Here is a 21,057-nt window from a genome sequence, read left to right on the forward strand (position 1 = left end):
ATGAGCAGAAAAGTAGCAATTATCGGTTCAGGATTTTCCGGCTTGTCGGCAGCTTCCTATTTATCCAAAGACGGATATGAAGTGCATGTTTTCGAGAAAAACAGCGAAGTGGGAGGCAGAGCAAGACAGTTTACAACGGATAATGGTTACGTATTCGATATGGGACCAAGCTGGTATTGGATGCCCGATATTATCGAAGCTTTTTTTAATGACTTCGGAAGGAAATCTACGGATTTTTATGATCTTATTCCTCTGAATCCTCAGTTTGAAATGGTTTTTTCAGACGGAGTGATGGGAATTCCTGAGAATTATGAAGAGATGAAAAACCTTTTCGAAAGCATAGAAAAAGGCGCAGGAAAACAGCTTGACGAATTCATGAACGACGCCCAGTACAAATATGAAGTCGGAATGAAAGATTTCGTAAACAAACCCTGCCATTCATGGTTTGAATTTGTTTCTCCGAAAATTGCGAAAAGTGCTTTAAAATTAGATTTACTGACGAATTTTCAGCGTTTTGTAAGAAAATACTTCAAAAATCCTAAACTTATTATGCTCATGGAATTTCCTGTAATTTTTTTAGGAGCAGCGCCGAAAGATATCCCCGCTCTTTACAGTTTAATGAACTACGGCGGTTATAAATTAGGAACTTGGTATCCGATGGGAGGATTCGCAAAAGTTACGCAGGCAATGATGCAGATCGCTTCTGAGGGCGGAGTCCATTTTCATTTCGATTCCAACGTTGAGAAAATTATTCTTGAAAATAACAAAGCGGTCGGTCTGAAAATCAATGGTGAAGAATTAAGATTCGACACGGTAATTGCTTCATCAGATTATCAGCATACCGAAACTTTACTTCCGGAATCTCATAGAAATTATGACGAAAAATATTGGGAAAAAAGAGTTTTTGCACCTTCCTGTCTTATCTATTATTTAGGATTTAGCGAAAAAATTCCCAATCTTACGCATCACACTTTATTTTTTGAAAATGATCTTGAGCTTCATACAAACGAAATTTATGAAGATAAAAAGTGGCCTACCAAACCATTGTTCTACGCTTGCTGCCCTTCAAAAACAGATAAAGATACCGCGCCGGAAAACGGAGAAAACGTATTTCTTTTGATGCCTGTAGCGCCGGGAATAGAAGATTCTGAAGATATGAGGGAGAAGTATTTCCTTGAAATGATCTCAAGACTGGAAAAACATACAGGAACTTCAGATCTTATTTCTAAATTAGAGTATAAAAGAAGCTATTGCGTAGAAGATTTCAAAAAAGATTATAATGCATACAAAGGCAATGCTTACGGTCTTGCCAATACCTTATCACAAACTGCAGTTTTAAAACCATCTGTAAAAAACAGGAAAGTAAAAAACCTTCTGTATACAGGTCAGCTAACGGTTCCGGGACCGGGAGTTCCGCCATCCATTATATCAGGTAAAATAGTCGCCAGAGAAGCAAATAAATTGAATTAACTATGAAAAAACTTTTTGATGACCTGTCTTATAAAATCAGCAGGGAGACAACCAGACAGTACAGCACCAGCTTTTCTTTAGGAATTATGGCGCTTTCTCCGAAAATACGAAACCCGATCTACGCCATTTACGGTTATGTTCGCCTTGCCGACGAAATCGTAGACAGCTTTCACGATCATGATAAGCAGAAACTTCTTTCAAAATACAAAGAAGAAACATTCTGTGCTTTGGAAGATAAAATTTCTCTGAATCCGGTGCTTCATTCTTTTCAGGAAACCGTACATCAGTATAAAATTGATTACGCCCTTATTCATCAGTTTCTGAAAAGTATGGAAATGGATCTTCAGAAAATAGATTATAATTCAGATTTATACAAAGAATATATTCTGGGTTCTGCGGAAGTGGTAGGATTAATGTGTCTTCATATTTTTACGGAAGGAAATATTAATGAATTTGAAAGACTGAAGCCTTATGCCATGACGTTAGGATCAGCTTTTCAGAAAGTGAATTTTCTTCGTGACATGAAAGATGATTATCAGATCTTGGGACGCTCTTACTTCCCGAATGTTGATATTTCATACTTCGATAATGCGGTAAAAGCCCAAATTGAAAAAGAAATTGAAGAAGAGTTCAAAATTGCGCTAGAAGGAATCAGAAAACTTCCTCCATCCTCAAGATTCGGAGTTTATCTGGCATACAGATATTACATTTCGCTTTTCAGAAAGATTAAAAAAACGTCCGCTGCCAAAATTGTCAATCAGAGAATAAGAATATCCAACGGAAGAAAGCTTTCTTTAATGATGAGCAGTTACGTACAATATAAAACTTCTTTTTTGTAGATACATTTACTTACACCCTTGAATAATGAGACACAGACTATACAAAGAACAACAGCTGAATTGTGATATCGAAACCGCATGGAAATTCTTTTCTTCGGCAAATAATCTTTCCAAAATTACCCCGAAAGAAATGAACTTCGTAGTATTAACCAAAATGGAAAACGATGAAATCTACGAAGGAATGAACATCGATTATTACGTTTCACCACTGTTCGGAATAAAAATGAAATGGAGAACGAAAATTATTCAGGTAGATCATCAGAAAAGTTTCACCGATTTTCAGGAACAGGGACCTTATAAGCTGTGGCATCATCATCACGAGTTTATTCCGAATGAAAATGGTATTTTTATGAAAGATACGGTAGATTACGAACTGCCTTTGGGATTTTTGGGAGAAATTGCACACACTGTTCTGGTAAAGAAAAAAGTGGAAGATATTTTCACGTACAGATATCAGATTTTGGAAGAAATGTTTAATAAAAATACTGCGGAATAATGAATTTTCTAATTGTAGCAGCCACATTCTTCATTATGGAAGGAATGACGTGGATCATTCACAAATATGTAATGCATGGTTTTTTGTGGTCACTTCACAAAGACCATCATGATCACAGCAACGACGGACCATTGGAAAAAAACGATTATTTCTTCGTTATTTTCGCTGTTCCCACGATTATTCTGATGTATTACGGAACCATGCAGAATTTTAACCACTGGTTTTACATCGGAGTTGGAATTGCTTTGTACGGAATGGCGTACTTCTTCGTTCATGATATTTTTATTCATCAGCGTTTTAAACTTCTTCGAAATACGCAGAATCCATACCTTTTGGCGATCAGAAGAGCACACAAACAGCATCATAAACACACAGGAAAAGAAAGAGGGGAGTGTTTCGGATTCCTTTGGGTTCCGGTAAAATATTTCCGAATGTATTTTAAAAAACAAACCACCTGAAAATGCTTCAATATACGTATCTGTTAATCAATTTTTTTACGGTTATCGTCTGTTTTATTTTTTCTTTCCACCATAAGATAAAATTCAACAGGCATTTTAAGGCATTTATCCTTGCTTCCTCTATTGTAGCCCTGTTTTTTATCGTTTGGGACATCTGGTTTACCAAATTAGGAGTGTGGTGGTTTAATGATAAATATCTTCTGGGACTCAGAATTATAAACCTCCCTATTGAAGAAATCTTATTCTTCATCTGCATTCCGTTTTCGTGTATTTTTACCTATTTCTGTCTGGATAAATTTTTCAGGCTCGACTGGAAACCCGAAATGGAGAAAATATTTGTTATTTTTTCCATCGTCACTTTGGTTATTCTGGCATTGTACTGCAAAAACAGAATTTATCCTTTTATGACGTTTTTAACGACGGCAATCAGTCTTTTTATACTGTATTTCATCTTAAACGCAAGATGGATCGGCAAAGCTTCTTTTATTTATCTGATTCTGATGCCCGGATTTTTGGGAGTTAACGGAATTCTTACCGGAACAGGACTCGATTCTCCGATTGTAAACTACAATCCTGAACATTTTCTGGGAATCAGAATTTTGACGATTCCAATTGAAGATACAGTTTACGGTTATGAAATGATTCTATGGAATATTTTCCTGTTTCAGAAGTTTAAAAAGAAAGAACAGGCGATAGAAGAAACTGCATAATCTTATCATCATCAAAATAATTTTCCCGTTAAATCTATTTTTTCTGGTCACAGTTCTTCGGAATCTGTGGCTTTTTTTATGTCAAACTTTTTCCAGATTAATTTAGAAAAATAGTTATGTAACAAAAGTAGCAGTAAAGCCATTTTTAAATCCTGAAATTTGTTCAGAAATATTTTAAAAATGAACTTATTAACCATATTATTTGGCAAAAAAGATAATTCCATACTGGAAAATGCATTGAAAAACAATCCTTTTCTGGTTGACGTGAGAACTCCTTCCGAATTCGCTTCAGGAAGTGCAGAAGGTGCACAGAATATTCCACTGAGCGAAATTAAAAATCAGATTTCAAAGTTTAAAAACAAAAACCAGATCATTGTATTCTGCAGAAGCGGAAACAGAAGCGCCATGGTAAAAGGAACACTGGAAAAAAATGGTATTTCCAATGTTGTGAATGGCGGAAGTTTAGAAAATGTGGTAAAAACAATGCAGAAAATCAAAAATATAGGTTGATTTTCAACCGGAAGAAACTCTACAGTAAAATAAAAAATCAAAAAATGTTTCAAAATCTATTTAAAAACTGGAACTTTGTAAGACTTCTGCGGTTGGCAATGGGAATATTCCTCACCATTGAAGCCGTAAGATCAGGAATCTGGTTTCTGATCATTACAGGAGTGATTTTTACAGTGATGCCCTTGCTGAATATCGGATGCTGTACAGGAGGAAGCTGTTCGGTTTCCGCCAAAAATCATAAGCAGATTAATGATGAAATTAAATATGAAGAAATCAAATAAAACCATTAATAAACAAAATAGAATATGAACAAATTTCAGGAAATCATCAGTCAGGACAAACCCGTTTTGGTAGACTTTTTCGCAGAATGGTGCGGTCCGTGCAAAATGCAGGCTCCCATTCTTCAGGATCTTAAAAAAGCAATCGGAGATTCGGCAAATATCATCAAAATAGATGTCGATAAAAATCAGGCAGTTGCCGCACAATTCGGAATAAGAAGCGTTCCTACTTTAATGATCTTCAAAAACGGAGAAGTGAAGTGGAAACAGTCCGGAGTCTTTCAGGCAGATGAATTGGAAAGATTAATAAAACAAAACATTTAAAATGTACAGAAACATCATCGTTGCATTCTTCTTAGTAATCATTACAGGATGCGGAAAAGCACAAAGTATAACAGATAACGTACTTCCCGCAACAGAATTTTCTCAGAAACTCGATAAAACCAGAGATGCTCAGTTAGTGGACGTAAGAACATCCGGAGAATTTAAAAATGGACATCTGAAAAATGCAATGAATATCGACTGGAACGGAGGAGATTTCATAGAAAAAGCAGCCGCTTTAGATAAAAATAAACCTGTCTTCGTCTACTGTATGAGTGGACCGAGAAGTACCGCCGCCGCCGCAAAACTAAGAGAATTAGGCTATAAAAACGTCTACGAAATGCAGGGCGGAATGATGAAATGGCGAAATGCAAATCTTCCCGAGATCAAAACTTCAACCGCAAAAGGAATCACTCTTGCACAATACAATGATTTGTTGAAAAGCAAAACGCCCGTTTTGTTAGACTTTTATGCAGAATGGTGCGCTCCGTGTAAAAAAATGGAACCTTTCCTCAAAAAAATGGCTGCCGAAATGCCGGACAAAGTAAAGATTGTAAGAATCAATGTTGATGAAAACACAGAACTCTGTAAAGAACTCAGTGTTTCTGCGCTTCCGGTGCTCAAACTCTACAAAAACGATAAAATTGTTTGGGATAATCTGGGATTAGTGACCGAAGATGAGGTAAGAAAACAGATTGCCCAATAAATCATGAATAAATTTCCTCTGTGGATCAGAAAAAACTGGAGTACAGTGATTATGATTGCTGTACTCATCCTTTTATGGGTAAATCCCGATGCAAAAGCGTGGGTGATGAGACAGATGATTTCTACCGGATTATTCAATTCAAAAATAGAAGAAAAAACAGAAGAATCTTCACTTATACCGCCAAATTTCAGCGTAAGAACTGAAGACGGAAAGATAATCGATACTTCTCAACTAAAGGGAAAAGTAGTCTTCATCAATTTCTGGGCTTCGTGGTGTCCTCCATGCCGCGCAGAATTTCCTTCGGTTCAGAAACTATATGACCGATACAGATCAAACGAAAATATGGTATTTCTTACGGTAAATCTTGATGATGAAATGATTTTGGGTAAAAAGTATCTTCAGAAAGAAAAATTCAGCATTCCTTTTCTGGTTCCAAGCAGCAGTATTCCTAAAGAATTATACAGCGGCTCTATTCCAACAACCATTGTTCTGGACAAAACAGGGAAAATAAGAATGCATCATTCCGGAATGGCAGATTACAGCAAAGACTCTTTCTATCAGGAAATTGAACAGCTTTTAAAAGAATAATCCTTAAAAATATAATACCGGTTAACTATTTCGGAATTAGCCGCAAAAGCCGCAAAAGACAATCATAAATCTATTAATAAAATAATCAAAGCTTTCAAAAGAATAAAAATCGAAGATTTTTTTAAACTGTTATATTCTTTTCTTATTACGCTTATTAACTTTTATAAAAAATCAAAATCTTAATGATTGTCCGTAATTTGCCATAATTAAAAAAGCTTTGAGTTCTTTGCTGAGTGAATAGTTTATGCTGAGCTTGTCGAAGCACCTTTGCGAACTTAAAAACAGTTAGTATTTAACAAAACCTTTGCGAGCCTTTGCGTCAAAATTAGCATGATCATTAATAACGAATAATCTCATAATTTAAAACCATTCTTAACGAAACATTTTATAATTTTGCAGAAGTGAAAAAACTGATCTCGATACTATTGCTTAGTTTATACTTGGTTTCTACAACCGAGCTGTATCAGTTTTTGAAAATTCCGGTTCTTATTGAACATTATCTGGAACACAAAGAGCAGAATCCGAAACTCACCATTGGTTCGTTCTTCAAAATACATTATGATAATCCTGTAAAAGATTCAGATTACACCAAAGATCAGCAGTTACCGTTTGTTTCGCACGCAGCGCATCTTATCATCGTATGTACACCTGCGACACCCTTTACGTTTCAGTTGTCCGACAAAGAATCCAATCCGATTATTAAATCCAAACAGACTTTTTACAAAAGCATCTTTTACAATAAAGATATTCTCAATTCCATCTGGCAGCCGCCGAAATTTTGTTGATTTTTTTTGAATTCTTCTCAAAATATCACTTTGGGAGATTTCTGATACTTATTGGTAAATTTTTATACAGGTTTTTTTTATTTGGGCAGCTTGATCCGCCCTCCGTTCCCGCTTTTTGTAATTTTGCCAAAGCTTTTCCAACCGAAAAATTACAAAAGAGCTCCACTCAGGTCGGGCTGCAAACCAGTATAAATTCCAGTGCTTAAAACAGGCATTAATTGGTATCAGACCATTATTATTTATTCATAAGCATTTGCTAGAATAGTAAATTCAAATAGAGGTATTTATCTGTAAACCAGTTATCTATCATCTATTATCAATTATCTATCATCTGCTAATAAGCTCAACAAAACATTATGCTTACAAAAATCATTGAGTTTTCTGTAAAGAACAAACTCATCATTGCGCTGTTGATTTTGGGATTGATAGGCGTGGGTTCCTATCAGGTCACCAAACTTCCGATAGACGCCGTTCCCGATATCACCAACAATCAGGTTCAGGTCATCACCATTGCTCCTTCATTTGGAGCAACAGACATCGAAAGACTTGTGACATTTCCTATAGAACAGGCGAACAATAATATTTCAGGATTAAAAGAAATCCGCAGTTTTTCCCGTTTCGGGTTATCGCTCGTTACCATCGTTTTCGAGGATGATGTAGATATTTACTGGGCAAGACAGCAGGTAGCAGAAAGGCTGCAACAGGTTCAGAGCCAGATTCCGCAGGGAATAGGAACCCCGGAATTAGGTCCTATTTCCACAGGTTTAGGTGAAATTTTCCAGTACGTGATCCGCCCCGAAAAAGGCTACGAGAAAAAATACGACATCACAGAACTCCGCACCATTCAGGACTGGATTGTGAGAAGACAGCTTCTCGGTGTAAAAGGTGTTGCTGAAGTCAGCAGTTTCGGAGGAAAACTGAAACAATACGAAATTGCCGTCAATCCCGACAGATTAAATGCTTACGGAATCACCATCAACGATGTTTTCGATGCATTAAACACCAATAACCAGAACACAGGAGGAGCTTATATCGAAAAAGGTCCCACTGTTTTATACATCCGAAGCGAAGGTCTGATCGGAAACATTGAAGACATCAAAAATATAGCAATTGCTTCCAAAACCAATGAAATCCCGCTGTTTATAAGAGATGTTGCAGAGGTAAAAACCAGTTTTGCAACACGATACGGTGCAATGACGTTCAACGATCAGGGAGAAGTTTCCGGAGCAGTGGTGATGATGCTGAAAGGCGAAAACAGCAATCAGGTTATTAAAAACGTAAAAGAAAAAATCGCACAGATCCAGAAAACCCTTCCGAAAGGAGTCGTAATAGAACCGTTCCTCGATCGTACCAAAATGGTAAACAACGCCATCGGAACCGTAGAAAAAAACCTTACGGAAGGCGCATTGATTGTTGTTTTTGTACTGGTTCTGTTCCTCGGAAATGTACGCGCGGGACTGCTTGTGGCGTCCGTAATTCCGCTCGCAATGCTTTTTGCCATCTGTATGATGAATCTTTTCGGAGTCAGCGGAAACCTGATGAGTCTCGGTGCACTGGATTTTGGTCTGATAATCGACGGTGCGGTGATTATTGTAGAATCCGTCCTGCATCAGTTCAGCCATAATTCAAAATTCAAAAAAATATTCTCCGTTGGAAAAGAAGAAATGGACACCATTGTTACTGATTCTGCCGGAAAAATGATGAACAGTGCTGTCTTCGGTCAGATTATCATCCTGATTGTTTATCTTCCGATTCTTACCTTACAGGGAATTGAGGGGAAAATGTTCAAACCGATGGCACAAACTGTCGCTTTCGCTTTATTAGGTGCATTTTTATTGTCGTTAACCTACATTCCGATGATGAGTTCTTTGCTTTTGAGAAAAAGAAGCTCAAAACCGAGTTTATCCGACCGGATGATGAAAAAAGTAGAGAAAATCTATCTGAAAACATTACTTAAAATTTTAAGAGTTCCGAAAATGGTATTCTCCATCGTGGCTGTACTTTTCGTATTGGCAATTTTCATTCTCAGCAGAATGGGAGGAGAATTTATTCCTTCCCTTGAAGAAGGAGATTTTGCGGTGGAAACCAGAGTTTTGCCGGGAAGTAATCTGAATACAACCATTGAAAGTACACAGAAGGCAGCTCACATACTGAAATCAAGATTTCCTGAAGTACAAAAAGTCGTGACAAAAATCGGAAGCGGGGAAGTTCCTACAGATCCGATGCCGATGGATGCCGCCGATTTAATGGTGATTCTGAAAGACAAAAAAGAATGGACTTCTGCCTCTACATTCCCTGAACTGGCAGATAAAATGAGCAAAGAACTGCAGGATGTTCCCGGAGTAACCGTAAGTTTTCAGTTTCCGGTGCAGATGCGTTTCAATGAACTGATGACGGGAGCAAGACAGGATGTCGTGGTGAAAATTTTCGGAGATGATCTGGACGTTCTTTCCCAAAATGCCCAAAAACTTGGGAAAATTATTGAAACTGTAGACGGAGCTCAGAATCTTTACATTGAGCCGATTGCAGGAATGCCGCAGGTAACCATAGAATATAACCGACCGGTAATTGCACAATATCATTTATCGATTTCCGACATCAACCGGATTGTGAATGCTGCATTCGCAGGGCAGAGTACAGGTCTCGTTTTCGAAGGCGAAAAACGTTTCGATATGGTCGTTCGTCTTGATTCTAAAGTCCGTAAAAATGTGGATGATATTAAAAACCTGTTGGTTCCGACTCCTTTCGGAAACCAGATTCCGCTTTCCCAGCTTGCAAAAGTTGAAGTAAAAAACGGACCCAACCAAATCCAGAGAGAAAATGCACAACGCAGAATTGTCGTTGGATTCAACATCAAAGGAAGAGATGTTCAGAGCATCGTGGAAGAACTTCAGACTAAAGTAAACAAAGAGATAAAACTTCCGACAGGTTATTATATGACTTACGGAGGTTCTTTTGAAAACCTGAACAATGCAAAACAGCGTCTGATGATTGCCGTTCCGGTTGCTTTAGCGCTTATTTTTGTGATGTTATTTTTAGCATTCGGCTCGGTGAAAGAAAGTCTGCTGATTTACACCGCAATTCCACTTTCAATTATTGGCGGCGTATTTCTTCTGGCTTTGAGAGGAATGCCTTTCAGCATCAGTGCAGGCGTTGGATTCATCGCCCTTTTCGGAGTGGCGGTTCTCAACGGGATCGTTCTCATCTCAGAATTCAACAGATTATACAAAAGCGGAATCCGGAATATCGTAAGAATTGTAATTGATGGCGGAGAATCCAGACTTCGTCCGGTTTTGATGACGGCTTTCGTAGCATCTTTAGGATTTATTCCGATGGCGCTCAGCAACGGAGCCGGAGCAGAAGTTCAGCGTCCGTTGGCAACCGTGGTGATCGGAGGTCTGCTCGTTGCAACCTTTCTTACCCTTTTTGTACTGCCGCTTCTTTATGTAACCATTGAAAAAGGATTTAAAATGAAATCGCCATTATTTGGAAAACGCAAACGCCTTTGAAGAAAACGCGATTACATATGACCTTTAAAAAACAATAAATATCTACATATGAAAAATAATCACAAAAATATAACGGCTGTATTCATTTTGCTATTCAGCTTTGCAGGATTCGGACTGAAGGCGCAAACGCCAATCAATCTTCAGACTGCGATCAATACCGCACTGGAAAATAACAGAAATCTTAAAAACGAAAAGCTGAAATCTGAATATTCCAAAGCTTTGATAAAATCGGCTAATGACATTCCGCAGACTGGTGTAACGTTCGATTACGGACAGATCAACAGTGCGTACAACGATATGAAATTTGGCGTTTCCCAGAATATTGCTTTTCCGACGGTCTATAAAAAACAGAAAAATGTATACACCGAAGAATGGAAAAAATCTTTGCTGAATGTTTCCCTGAAAGAATATGAACTTAAAAAAGCAGTCAGCCTTACTTTTTACAACATTCTGTACTGGAAAGAAAAAGAAAAACTGCTGAATGAAATCCTGAAACTGTACACCGACTTTTCAGATAAAGCTAACCTCAGACTGAAAGCAGGGGAGAGCAATATTCTGGAAAAAACAACCGCTTCCAGTCAGAAATCAGCGATAGAAATTCAGTTAAAACAATTGCAGCAGGAATTAGCAGTTTTAAAGATTCAGTTTCAGTGGCTTTTGAATACGGAAACCGATTTCATTCCCGAAGATTCAAAATCTTTTGCCAATTCTTTAAACGAAAAACTGGCGGATCATCCTTTGCTTAAAATCTGGGAACAACAGAAAAATATTTCCGCAGAACAGATCGCGCTGGAAAAAGCGAAAATGCTTCCCGGTCTGCAATTGGCGTATAATCTGAACAGTTTTAAAGGATTAGGACCGGATGATAAACTCTACAATGCAACACCTCAGTTTCATTCGGTGCAGGTCGGTGTTTCGCTTCCGATATTTTCAGGAGGTCAGAAAGCGAGAATTGAAGCTGCAAAAGTTGCGCAGTCTGTTGCAGAAAGTGAACTGAAAAACGCTGAATTCAACCTTCAGAATCAGCTTAAAAAAGCCAGAGAAATCTATCAGTCCAATCTGGAAATTGTTTCAAAATATGAAAGTTCCGACCTGAAAAATGCAGATGTCATTACCGAAACGGCGAAAAGACAGTTTATCGGCGGAGAAATCAATTACCTCGAATTTGTGATCCTCGTGAATCAGGCAGTACAGCTTAAAAACAATTACACCGATGCAGTCTGGAAACTTAATCAAAGTGCCATTGAACTGGAATACCTTACTTTAAATCCGTAAAAAAATGAAATCAATTTCAATATATACCTTATTAATCAGCTTTTTTGTATTCATTCAATGTAAAAAAGAAGAAGCTCCCAAACAGGAAAAAAGTCTCCCGAAAGACGAAAATGTAGTGACTTTAACCGATGCACAGTTAAGAAATGCACCGATAGAAACAACCACACTTTCGTTACAGAATATCGCTTCCACCCTGAAATTAAACGGAATGATCGATGTTCCGCCTCAAAATCTGGTTTCAGTAAGCATTCCGCTTGGCGGCTATCTGAAATCCAGCAATCTTCTTCCGGGAATGCCGGTTTCCAGAGGTCAGGTGATTGCTGTGATTGAAAATCCGCAATTCATTCAGCTTCAGCAGGATTATCTGATGGCAAGATCCAAAGCACATTTTGCAGAACTGGATTATAATCGTCAGAAAACCCTGAACCAAAGTCAGGCAAGCAGCGACAAAGCCATGCAGCTCGCTCAGTCTGAAATGAACAGCCAGAGAATTTTAATGAATTCATTGGCACAGCAGCTCAGACTCATCAATATCAATCCGGAATCTTTAAAATCGGGAAGCATTACGAAAAGTGTTCCGGTGTACAGTTCAATCAATGGTTTTGTAAGCAAAGTGAATGTGAATATCGGGAAATATGTAAATCCTTCGGATGTGCTTTTTGAGCTCATCAATCCCGATGACATCCACCTGAATCTTAAAGTGTACGAAAAAGATCTGGAAAACCTGAAAAAAGGACAGCGTTTCGCAGCATATACCAATGCAGATCCAAGTAAAAAATATTATGGGGAGATCCTTCTCATCAGCAAAGATATCAGTCAGGGCGGTTTGGCAGAAGTTCACTGCCATTTCGATAAATACGATCACAGTCTCGTTCCGGGAATGTATATGAACGCCGAAATTGAAACCAGCACCTCTTTTTCCAATGCGGTTCCGGAAGAAAGCATCGTGAATTTTGAAGGCAAAGACTTTGTGTTTGTTGAGGTTAAAAAGCAGACGTACCGATTGACTCCGGTGACTTTAGGCGAAACGGAAAACAGTTTTATCCAGATTCTTAATTCTGATGATTTTAAGAATAAAAAGATCGTGACCAAAAATGCCTATACGCTTTTGATGAAGCTTAAAAATACGGAGGAAGAAGAGTAAAATATTAAGTTTAAAGTAATTTGATATTATTATTCGTCAGTTAAATATACAAAGAATGTTTAAATTTTTTATTTAACCGCGAAAGAAAAAAAGATGGAGTAAACTTTTGAAGCAGCTTAGAGTAAAATAACTTTGCTCCTTTAGGAGCAGAATCTGTGTAGAAATAAGAACAAATGTATCAATCAATCCGTAGAATTAATATCTGTAATACGATAAATGTTTTAAAGATAGCGTTCCTACGGAACGCCGAACGTACTCCTAGTATGATTTCTACACAGATAAAGCTCCATAGAGTTTTCTAACATTTTGCTTTAAACAACTTTAATTTAAGAGCTTATTTAATATTGCAAAATAAAAGTTTTATAGCTTTTCTTAATTTTCTAAATTAAATAAACTTGTTTATTCTTAAATTTAATATTAAGAATTTCAGTTAGTTAAGTTGATTGTAATGAATTAATCAATAAATTGATTTTTATTAAGTTTTTTAAGCTTAAAAGTCTTAATTCTCTTAATAGTAAAAATAAAATCTAAGCAGCCTCTAGACAAATTTATAATTTAAACAATAAACTAAAGCTGAACAATTTATTGAACATTTTAGCGTTATAATCCGGATTAATTTAAAATCATTCTTAACAGAAGATTTTATACCTTTGATTAGGTGAAAAAGTTGGTTTCCATATTGTTACTATCCTTATTCTTGGTTTCTACAACCGAGCTGTATCAATTTTTGAAGATTCCTACTCTGGTGGAACATTATTGGGAACACAAACAGCTTAATCCGGAAATACCGCTGATTGCATTTTTCAGAGCACATTACGATCATCCTGCAAAAGACGGAGATTACGGCAAAGACAGAAAACTGCCGTTTGTAATTCATTCTGCACCGCTGAATTTGGTTTTCACCATCAATCCGGGTTTTTATTTTGAAACAAAAACGGAAAATTTCAGATCACTGAAATCGCATAAAATTCCTTCAAAAGACGAAGATTTCTGCTACAAAGGATTCGCGGGATCTGTCTGGGAACCACCAAAACCGATTGCTTAATTCATTTACCTTTTTTTGATTTTATTCAATCAAAATCCATCGTTTATTATCAAAATCATTATAAAATTTAAAATAATGAAAACAATAGTATCAGCCATACTTATGGTTGTATTTTCCTTTGGTTTCCACGCACAAAACAGACTGGAAAACGCAAAAAAAACGGCTGCAGAAAACAAAGAACTCATTCTGCTTAACTTTTCCGGCTCAGACTGGTGTATTCCCTGCATTAAACTTCATAAAAACATCATTGAAACAGAAGATTTCAAAAAACTGGAATCTGATAAAGTGATTGTGTACATCAACGCAGATTTTCCGCGAAATAAGAAAAATCAGCTTTCTGCGGATATGAAAAAAGAAAACGCTTCTCTTGCCGATGCATATAATAAAAAAGGCTTGTTTCCGTATACCCTTTTATTAAATTCAGAAGGGAAAATTCTGAAAAGCTGGGAAGGACTGCCTTCAGAAAATGCACTGGCTTTCAGTAAAGAGATCAGGGAAATCAGAGAAAAACAAAAATAACAGAAAAAGAGATGCTTAGAGAATTCAAAAGACCTCAGAAACTGATGGGGAACGCTTTTGAAATTACCGTTGTAAGTAGTGATGAAAAATCCGCTTACGATCATATTGACGCCGCCATTGATGAAATCCGGAGAATCGAAAAACTGCTGACAACCTTCAGCGATGACAGTCAGACTAATCTCATTAATCAAAATGCGGGAATAAAGCCTGTAAAAGTAGACCGCGAGATTTTTGATCTCATTGAAAGGAGTTTGAGAATCAGCAGAATTACAGACGGTTACTTCGATATTTCTTATGGCGGAATCGATAAGAGTTTCTGGAATTTCGACCGTGAAATGAAAGAGCTTCCTAATCCTGAAAAAATAAAGGATCATCTGAAACTCGTTAATTATCAGAATATTATTCTCGATGGCGACAATCAGACGGTTTTTCTCAGAGAAAAAGGAATGCGTATCGGCTTTGGAGGAATCGGGAAAGGATATGCCGCAGAAATGGCAAAAAGAATTCTCATGGAAAGAGGCGTAAAATCCGGAATTGTAAATGCTTCAGGCGATTTAACGACTTGGGGAAATCAGGCGGACGGAAAACCCTGGACTGTAGGAATCGCCGATCCTGACAATGCAAAACAGCCTTTTTCTTATATGAATATTACGGATATGGCGGTTGCAACTTCAGGAAATTACGAGAAATTCGTAGTCATCAACGGTAAAAAATATTCTCATACCATCAATCCGAAAACAGGAATGCCGGTTTCGGGCGTAAAAAGTGTTACCGTATTTTGTCCCAACGCAGAAATTGCCGACGCAATGGCAACTCCCGTCAGTATTATGGGAATCGATGCCGCGCTCGGTATGATCAACCGGATCAATCATCTGGAGTGTATCATCATCGACGATGAGGACAGAATTTATTCATCTCAAAACATTAACTTAAAATGAAAAATATAATTAAAAATACCAGAAATGTTGTTCAAAATTTATTTGGGCAGCTTTTACCGTCTTCCACTCTCGCTTTTTTGCTCGTTCCTCACAAAAAGAGCTCCGTTCAAGCCGGGCTGCGAAGATTCAACGCTTTAAATTACAAAACCATTGCAGTTCTTTCGATAGTAACAATTCCTTTGCTGAATTCCTGTACCACCGTAAAAGAATACGAAAAAAATAAACTCAACGATGCCGAAATGGTGCTCGGAAACCGAACAATCGAAAAGACCGAACTGAGCTTTCAGTCTTACAGAGAAGGTTCTTCAGGAGCCAATGCCGGAAAAGTGGGCGGTGGCTGCGGATGCAATTAAGAAAAGAGAATGGTAAAAATTTAATGTGATCTACAATGAAAAAAATAATCATAAGTGTTGTTGCTCTTTTCGGAATTTTTAATGCAAAAGCACAGGAAAACACAAATAACGAACAGCCCAAAAAGCTGACTTTTGATGAAGCTAATTTAGTTTCAAGTTACTACAAACAGGACGGAAACAATTCTGCCGTTACAGGAGGAATCGGCTCAGAAAAACTGACCGATGTTTCCAACACGATCGATGTAACGATGGTAAAATACGATAAAAAAGACCGTAAAAATAAATTCAATGTAAGTGTCGGAATCGATCATTATACTTCCGCATCTTCGGATATGATTGATCTGAAAGCCAATTCCTCGGCTTCGCACGCAGACAACAGAATTTATCCTGCATTAAGCTGGAGCCGTGAAAATACCGAAAAAGGAACGACTTTAATGGCGGGTGTTTCTACCTCTTTCGAATTCGATTATACCTCTTACGGGGCAAACATCGGGTTTTCACAAAAAACGAAAAACAGAATGGGAGAGTTTACGGCTAAATTTCAGGCCTATCTCGATCAGGTAAAACTCATTGCTCCTATTGAATTGAGAACCAACGGAAGCACAGGCGGCGAACACGAAAACTACGGAACCAGCGGAAGAAATACCTTTGCTTTATCTTTGGCGTACTCACAGATCATCAATCAGAATTTTCAGGTTGAATTTCTGGCGGACGGAGTTCAGCAGACCGGATATTTAAGCCTGCCGTTCCACAGGGTTTACTTTAATGATAAATCGGTTCATCAGGAAGCGTTGCCGGATAAAAGATTTAAAATTCCTTTGGGAGTAAGAGCCAATTATTTCTTGGGAGACAAGGTGATTTTGAGAGCGTACTACCGTTATTATACCGACGATTGGGGCTTGAAATCCAATACTTTCAGTCTGGAAACGCCTGTAAAGATTTCTCCGTTTGTTTCGGTAAGTCCTTTCTATCGTTACTATTCGCAGACTGCGGCTAAATATTTTGCGCCTTATCAGCAGCATACCGCCTTTGATGATTTCTACACCAGCAATTATGATCTGTCCAAATTCGACAGTCATTTTTACGGGGCAGGAATCAGAATCAGTCCGAAGAACGGTTTATTCGGCGTAGAACGACTGAATATGCTGGAAATACGGTACGGACATTATACAAAATCGATCGGAATGAAATCTGATATTATTTCGTTAAATTTAAGGTTTAAATAAAAAATCAGTTTAATTTTGACTTGTTAACATAATTAGCAAGTCATTTTTTTAACTTAAAAACTAAAGTGTATGCATCATCAGTTGGAAAAACATTATGTGAACAGGGTAGGCTGGCTTCGTGCAGCAGTTTTGGGAGCGAATGACGGATTATTATCAACCACAAGTATCGTTATTGGTGTTGCAGCAGCCACACCCGAAAGAAATACCATCATTCTTGCCGCACTCGCCGGAATGATTGCCGGAGCGATGTCTATGGCTGCAGGAGAATATGTATCGGTAAGTTCGCAGGAAGATACCGAAAAAGCAGATCTCCTTCGCGAAAAGCGGGAACTTGAAGAAATGCCGGAAGTTGAACTTCTGGAACTGGCTAAAATTTATGAAAAAAGAGGCGTAAGCAAAGAAACAGCTTTGAAAGTAGCTACAGAACTTACGGAACACGATGCTTTGGCAGCTCACGCTCATGACGAGCTTGGAATTAACGAAATTACTCAGGCTAAACCGTTACAGGCTGCTTTGGCGTCATTCGGTTCTTTTGCTTTGGGAGCGTTACTGCCATTTATCGTTTCACTGGTGGCTCCCTTAAAGGAAATGGTGTATTTTCAATATGGCTTTTCTATTATATTTCTGATGATTCTGGGCGCTATTTCAGCAAGAACAGGAGGCTCAAAAATAGGAATTGCCGTGCTCAGAATTTGTTTCTGGGGAACGGTTGCCATGGGAATTACGGCTTTAATCGGGCATCTTTTCGGGGTTACAGTAGCTTAATCTTAAAATATTTTCTATAAATTGAAATCGCGGAGAATGCATTTTCCGCGATTTTATTTTTAAAGGAATTATGGCTTCCTTCCATACATTAAAATTCTTTTGAAAGAATAAACTGCCGGAAGCTTAGGGAAATTTTTCTGAATCCTTCGTTTAAATTCTGTCTTAAAAGTTTCCTGCTCATCCTCCGAAAGTCTTTCCAGATAAGGAATTAATGCAGATCCCGAAATGAAATTAAATAGCGTTTCATGATCTTCCGCGATAATAGGATACACCTTCTGAAATATATTTAAATTTTCAAGTTCGTTTTCAAATATAATCTGTACGTATTCGTCAATCGTTAAAACAGAAGAAGGACGGTTCCATCCGTTTAATTGTGTTTTGAAAGGTTCCTCACCCGACATTTCAGACAAAATCTGATTGAGAATATTTCCCGGCTGATAAGGCATTTGGATTGCAAGTTGTCCGTTACAGTTTAGTTTTGAAATCAATTCTGGGAATAATTTATGATGATTATCAGACCACTGCAGAGCCGCATTACTGAATATCAAATCCCAGTTTTCTTCACTTTCCAAAATTTCTTCTGTTGTCGCCTGTCTGAAATGAAGACGTTCATTTTCAAGACTTTTTGATTGCTCAAGCATTTCGGCAGAAGAATCTATTCCGATAAATACAGCTTCGGGAAATTTTTCAGCTAATATGGCAGTCTGTTCACCCGTTCCGCATCCCAGATCGATAGCCTTCATTGGTTTTTCATCTTTAATCAAATCTGAAAGATCAAAGAAAGGCTGATACCGTATATTTTTAAACTGATTGTAAATTTCAGGATTCCAAGGCATGATTTTGTTGATTTAATGTGACTAAATTTACGAAATTATACATTGACAGCACATAAAATAGCCTCTTAGTTTGTATTCAGATGAAGGAAGGATCTAAAAGTAGCGAGAAAAAAATCGAAAGATTCGTGCTTAGATCCTTACAGGATGACAAATACTAAGCAAAATAATCATGGCAAAATTACTCAATTGCTGAGTGAAACGCCCTTGCGAACGAAAAATATTCACAACAATTTTAAAAATATCTTTGTGGTCTTTACGTTAAAAAAAATTACCAGAAAAAATGACTACAAAATCTGGGAACTTTCCTTAATACTGTTCATCACAAAAATACTTTTCGTCTGTCCGATTCCTTCAATTTCAGAAAGCTTGTTCACGAAAAATTCATGAAATTCATCCATATTCGGAGCGAGAATTTTCAGCATAAAATCGAAATCACCACTGATGTTGTAAAACTCAACGACTTCTTTCAGTTTTCCGACTTCTTCAATAAATTTTCCTGCGGTTTTTTTGTTGTGGACATTCAGCGCGATCATACAGATCACCATCATGCCTTTATTCACTTTTTTACGGTCAACAACGGTGGTGTATTCTTTTATGATTCCCAGTTTTTCCATCCGTTTAATTCTTTCGTGAGTAGGAGTGGGACTCAGATTAATTCTTGCCGCAATATCGCGGACGCTTAATTTCGCATCTTTCTGTAAAATTCTGAGAATGGAAAGGTCTTTTTCGTCGGGTGTATAATTTTCTGTTGCCATCTGTTCTGTTTTTGAAGAATTAATTTCAAATATAAGACTATTTGTTCTTTTTTAAATTGAATTAAATTAAATATGTTCTTAATTTTAGTTTGAATTTTTATATACGTTCTATTAATTTTAATTTTGCAGCATAATTGAACTATATGGAGAGAAAGAATTTGATATTGATTTTAGCATCGGTAGGAACATTTGTAGAGGCTTTGGATATTGCCATTATCAATCTCACAATTCCTTCTATTCAACAGCAATTCGGTATTGGTGCAGAAACCGTACAATGGCTTCAGACTTTATATGTATTGTTTTTTGGCGGTTTTCTGATTATCGGGGGAAAACTTTCTGATCAGCTCGGAAGAAAGAAAATTTTTCTTTTGGGATTATTCCTTTTTATGCTGACTTCTCTGGGAGCGGGTTTGTCTGAAAGTTTCGGAACTTTAGCTATTTTCAGAGCTTTGCAGGGATTGGGAGCGGCTTTTATTATGCCTTCGGCAATGTCTATTGTAACGAATACTTTTAAAGAAGATCAGGAGAGAAACCGTGCGATCGGGATTTTCAGTTCTTTTGCTGCGATTGGTTCCGGAAGCGGACTTTCTTTGGGGGGAATCATCAGTACGTATCTGAGCTGGCATTGGGTTTTCTTAATCAATGTTCCGATTCTTTTCATCACGTTGATTTTCGCGTATCAGTATCTTCCGAAAGATGAGAAAGGTTTATCCCAAAAAACAGATCTTCTGTCGGGAATTCTACTGGTTTTAGGTTTATTGAGCTTAACATACGGAACGCATGAACTGGTTCACATCAAAGAACAGACTTTATTGGTTGCAGGTTCGTTAATTTTGGCGGTCATTTTATTAACTTCTGTCGTTTTTCGTTTAAAATCTGTTGCTCAGCCTTTGATTGATTTAAAATTGTTGAAACATTCTTCTCTGGTAGTTTCCAATCTGGCTTTTGTGGCTTTAGGCGCGTTTTTTATCGGATTTTTATTCTTAATATCATTGATGTTGCAGAAAGATATGAATCACAGTGCGGCTTCGGCGGGATTGATGTTGGTTCCTTTCAGTATTATGTCGGCTTTGGTGGCAAAATTTATTCTTCCTCATGTTGCCAAAAAATTAAATTCTTCGCAGATGGGAATTTTGGGCTGGATCTTTATGTTGAGCGGCACTTTGGCATTATTGGGTTCCATTTATTTCGGGCATCCTTTGTCATTGGTTTTGTTCGGTGCAGCATGCATTTCGGGAATAGGGATGACGTTTTGTTTTACCGGTTTGTCTGTCTTGGGAATTCAGGACGTAAATCCTTCCTCTTACGGAGTGGCTTCGAGTCTGAGTTCTACGAGCTATTTTTTAGGAGCAGGAATCGGGTTGTCTTTTATGACGTTGATGAGCCAGATTTTTCCTTCAGAACTTGCGGTTGGAAATTTGAGCCTGATTATTCTGATCGGCTATGCCGTTTTTGCACTGACAATGCTATGCTACTTTATCTTTAAAAATATAAAAATCGCGGAATCTGAAATCGCTGTTTCGTAAACTGA

23 protein-coding genes are annotated in these 21,057 nt (G+C 37.6%); 21 read left to right on the top strand and 2 right to left on the bottom strand.

Going from position 1 to position 21,057, the window contains the following annotated elements; all coding sequences use genetic code 11:
• The 20 genes from crtID to AC52CF_RS06870 all read left to right on the top strand — a co-directional run bounded on the left by crtID (position 1) and on the right by AC52CF_RS06870 (position 17,935).
• Entirely contained in the window at positions 1-1,470 is a 1,470-nt protein-coding gene (crtID, locus tag AC52CF_RS06775) for a bifunctional phytoene desaturase/3,4-desaturase (protein WP_214590289.1), read from the top strand.
• Between the two features lie 2 nt (positions 1,471-1,472).
• The gene (locus tag AC52CF_RS06780) at positions 1,473-2,309 is read left to right on the top strand and encodes a phytoene/squalene synthase family protein (RefSeq protein WP_214590288.1); all 837 of its coding nucleotides are present in this window, start codon (positions 1,473-1,475) and stop codon (positions 2,307-2,309) included.
• A 25-nt stretch (positions 2,310-2,334) separates the two neighbouring features.
• Positions 2,335-2,805 (top strand): SRPBCC family protein, encoded by a 471-nt coding sequence (locus AC52CF_RS06785; protein ID WP_214590287.1) that lies wholly within the window; start codon positions 2,335-2,337, stop codon positions 2,803-2,805.
• Positions 2,805-3,263 carry a sterol desaturase family protein gene (locus AC52CF_RS06790; protein ID WP_214590286.1) on the top strand — a complete coding sequence of 153 codons (459 nt, stop codon included), beginning with the start codon at positions 2,805-2,807 and terminating at the stop codon, positions 3,261-3,263. Before AC52CF_RS06785 ends, AC52CF_RS06790 begins: the two co-directional genes overlap by 1 nt.
• A gap of 2 nt (positions 3,264-3,265) precedes the next feature.
• Positions 3,266-3,973: a lycopene cyclase domain-containing protein gene (locus tag AC52CF_RS06795; RefSeq protein ID WP_496517966.1), complete on the top strand. Its 708-nt coding sequence runs from the start codon at positions 3,266-3,268 to the stop codon at positions 3,971-3,973.
• A 180-nt stretch (positions 3,974-4,153) separates the two neighbouring features.
• Positions 4,154-4,483: a rhodanese-like domain-containing protein gene (locus AC52CF_RS06800; RefSeq protein ID WP_496517967.1), complete on the top strand. Its 330-nt coding sequence runs from the start codon at positions 4,154-4,156 to the stop codon at positions 4,481-4,483.
• A 44-nt stretch (positions 4,484-4,527) separates the two neighbouring features.
• On the top strand, positions 4,528-4,764 hold the full coding sequence (locus tag AC52CF_RS06805) for a hypothetical protein (protein ID WP_496517968.1): 237 nt from the start codon (positions 4,528-4,530) through the stop codon (positions 4,762-4,764).
• A 24-nt stretch (positions 4,765-4,788) separates the two neighbouring features.
• Complete coding sequence (trxA, locus tag AC52CF_RS06810; RefSeq protein ID WP_116099601.1) at positions 4,789-5,085, top strand: thioredoxin; 297 nt, start codon at positions 4,789-4,791, stop codon at positions 5,083-5,085.
• Between the two features lies 1 nt (position 5,086).
• On the top strand, positions 5,087-5,788 hold the full coding sequence (locus AC52CF_RS06815) for a thioredoxin domain-containing protein (protein WP_496517969.1): 702 nt from the start codon (positions 5,087-5,089) through the stop codon (positions 5,786-5,788).
• Positions 5,789-5,791: 3 nt separating this feature from the next.
• Complete coding sequence (locus AC52CF_RS06820) at positions 5,792-6,376, top strand: TlpA family protein disulfide reductase (protein WP_496517970.1); 585 nt, start codon at positions 5,792-5,794, stop codon at positions 6,374-6,376.
• Positions 6,377-6,777: 401 nt separating this feature from the next.
• A complete protein-coding gene (locus AC52CF_RS06825) occupies positions 6,778-7,161 on the top strand; it encodes a hypothetical protein (RefSeq protein ID WP_235130177.1) in 384 nt (127 codons plus the stop codon).
• 356 nt (positions 7,162-7,517) lie between these two features.
• Positions 7,518-10,670, top strand: a complete 3,153-nt coding sequence (locus AC52CF_RS06830; protein WP_496517971.1) for an efflux RND transporter permease subunit — start codon at positions 7,518-7,520, stop codon at positions 10,668-10,670.
• Positions 10,671-10,718: 48 nt separating this feature from the next.
• A complete protein-coding gene (locus tag AC52CF_RS06835) occupies positions 10,719-11,945 on the top strand; it encodes a TolC family protein (protein ID WP_496517972.1) in 1,227 nt (408 codons plus the stop codon).
• A 4-nt stretch (positions 11,946-11,949) separates the two neighbouring features.
• Positions 11,950-13,089, top strand: coding sequence for an efflux RND transporter periplasmic adaptor subunit (locus AC52CF_RS06840; RefSeq protein ID WP_496517973.1), 1,140 nt, complete (start codon positions 11,950-11,952; stop codon positions 13,087-13,089).
• Positions 13,090-13,747: 658 nt separating this feature from the next.
• Positions 13,748-14,134, top strand: a complete 387-nt coding sequence (locus tag AC52CF_RS06845) for a hypothetical protein (protein ID WP_496517974.1) — start codon at positions 13,748-13,750, stop codon at positions 14,132-14,134.
• A 75-nt stretch (positions 14,135-14,209) separates the two neighbouring features.
• Positions 14,210-14,653, top strand: a complete 444-nt coding sequence (locus tag AC52CF_RS06850; protein ID WP_214590278.1) for a thioredoxin family protein — start codon at positions 14,210-14,212, stop codon at positions 14,651-14,653.
• A gap of 11 nt (positions 14,654-14,664) precedes the next feature.
• Positions 14,665-15,591 carry an FAD:protein FMN transferase gene (locus AC52CF_RS06855; RefSeq protein WP_214590277.1) on the top strand — a complete coding sequence of 309 codons (927 nt, stop codon included), beginning with the start codon at positions 14,665-14,667 and terminating at the stop codon, positions 15,589-15,591.
• On the top strand, positions 15,588-15,944 hold the full coding sequence (locus AC52CF_RS06860; protein WP_436835749.1) for a DUF4266 domain-containing protein: 357 nt from the start codon (positions 15,588-15,590) through the stop codon (positions 15,942-15,944). The genes AC52CF_RS06855 and AC52CF_RS06860 overlap by 4 nt, the downstream gene beginning before the upstream one ends.
• Positions 15,945-15,979: 35 nt before the next feature.
• Entirely contained in the window at positions 15,980-17,170 is a 1,191-nt protein-coding gene (locus tag AC52CF_RS06865; RefSeq protein WP_214590276.1) for a DUF3570 domain-containing protein, read from the top strand.
• Between the two features lie 69 nt (positions 17,171-17,239).
• Entirely contained in the window at positions 17,240-17,935 is a 696-nt protein-coding gene (locus AC52CF_RS06870; protein WP_288459037.1) for a VIT1/CCC1 transporter family protein, read from the top strand.
• Positions 17,936-18,003: 68 nt separating this feature from the next.
• Here the strand turns inward: AC52CF_RS06870 and AC52CF_RS06875 are convergent, their stop codons facing one another.
• Positions 18,004-18,771 carry a methyltransferase domain-containing protein gene (locus AC52CF_RS06875; protein WP_214590274.1) on the bottom strand — a complete coding sequence of 256 codons (768 nt, stop codon included), beginning with the start codon at positions 18,769-18,771 and terminating at the stop codon, positions 18,004-18,006.
• 284 nt (positions 18,772-19,055) lie between these two features.
• Complete coding sequence (locus AC52CF_RS06880; protein WP_214590273.1) at positions 19,056-19,526, bottom strand: Lrp/AsnC family transcriptional regulator; 471 nt, start codon at positions 19,524-19,526, stop codon at positions 19,056-19,058.
• A 143-nt stretch (positions 19,527-19,669) separates the two neighbouring features.
• Between AC52CF_RS06880 and AC52CF_RS06885 the strand changes: the two genes are divergently transcribed.
• Complete coding sequence (locus AC52CF_RS06885) at positions 19,670-21,052, top strand: MFS transporter (protein ID WP_214590272.1); 1,383 nt, start codon at positions 19,670-19,672, stop codon at positions 21,050-21,052.
• Positions 21,053-21,057: the final 5 nt, after the last annotated feature.

The organism is Chryseobacterium sp. 2P (genome assembly GCF_059579425.1).

Bases quoted from the DNA above. Each gene is read 5' to 3' on its own strand.
- crtID (WP_214590289.1), top strand. From the start codon at position 1: ATGAGCAGAAAAGTAGCAATTATCGGTTCAGGATTTTCCGGCTTGTCG.
- AC52CF_RS06780 (WP_214590288.1), top strand. From the start codon at position 1,473: ATGAAAAAACTTTTTGATGACCTGTCTTATAAAATCAGCAGGGAGACA.
- AC52CF_RS06785 (WP_214590287.1), top strand. From the start codon at position 2,335: ATGAGACACAGACTATACAAAGAACAACAGCTGAATTGTGATATCGAA.
- AC52CF_RS06790 (WP_214590286.1), top strand. From the start codon at position 2,805: ATGAATTTTCTAATTGTAGCAGCCACATTCTTCATTATGGAAGGAATG.
- AC52CF_RS06795 (WP_496517966.1), top strand. From the start codon at position 3,266: ATGCTTCAATATACGTATCTGTTAATCAATTTTTTTACGGTTATCGTC.
- AC52CF_RS06800 (WP_496517967.1), top strand. From the start codon at position 4,154: ATGAACTTATTAACCATATTATTTGGCAAAAAAGATAATTCCATACTG.
- AC52CF_RS06805 (WP_496517968.1), top strand. From the start codon at position 4,528: ATGTTTCAAAATCTATTTAAAAACTGGAACTTTGTAAGACTTCTGCGG.
- trxA (WP_116099601.1), top strand. From the start codon at position 4,789: ATGAACAAATTTCAGGAAATCATCAGTCAGGACAAACCCGTTTTGGTA.
- AC52CF_RS06815 (WP_496517969.1), top strand. From the start codon at position 5,087: ATGTACAGAAACATCATCGTTGCATTCTTCTTAGTAATCATTACAGGA.
- AC52CF_RS06820 (WP_496517970.1), top strand. From the start codon at position 5,792: ATGAATAAATTTCCTCTGTGGATCAGAAAAAACTGGAGTACAGTGATT.
- AC52CF_RS06830 (WP_496517971.1), top strand. From the start codon at position 7,518: ATGCTTACAAAAATCATTGAGTTTTCTGTAAAGAACAAACTCATCATT.
- AC52CF_RS06835 (WP_496517972.1), top strand. From the start codon at position 10,719: ATGAAAAATAATCACAAAAATATAACGGCTGTATTCATTTTGCTATTC.
- AC52CF_RS06840 (WP_496517973.1), top strand. From the start codon at position 11,950: ATGAAATCAATTTCAATATATACCTTATTAATCAGCTTTTTTGTATTC.
- AC52CF_RS06850 (WP_214590278.1), top strand. From the start codon at position 14,210: ATGAAAACAATAGTATCAGCCATACTTATGGTTGTATTTTCCTTTGGT.
- AC52CF_RS06855 (WP_214590277.1), top strand. From the start codon at position 14,665: ATGCTTAGAGAATTCAAAAGACCTCAGAAACTGATGGGGAACGCTTTT.
- AC52CF_RS06860 (WP_436835749.1), top strand. From the start codon at position 15,588: ATGAAAAATATAATTAAAAATACCAGAAATGTTGTTCAAAATTTATTT.
- AC52CF_RS06865 (WP_214590276.1), top strand. From the start codon at position 15,980: ATGAAAAAAATAATCATAAGTGTTGTTGCTCTTTTCGGAATTTTTAAT.
- AC52CF_RS06870 (WP_288459037.1), top strand. From the start codon at position 17,240: ATGCATCATCAGTTGGAAAAACATTATGTGAACAGGGTAGGCTGGCTT.
- AC52CF_RS06875 (WP_214590274.1), bottom strand. From the start codon at position 18,771: ATGCCTTGGAATCCTGAAATTTACAATCAGTTTAAAAATATACGGTAT.
- AC52CF_RS06880 (WP_214590273.1), bottom strand. From the start codon at position 19,526: ATGGCAACAGAAAATTATACACCCGACGAAAAAGACCTTTCCATTCTC.
- AC52CF_RS06885 (WP_214590272.1), top strand. From the start codon at position 19,670: ATGGAGAGAAAGAATTTGATATTGATTTTAGCATCGGTAGGAACATTT.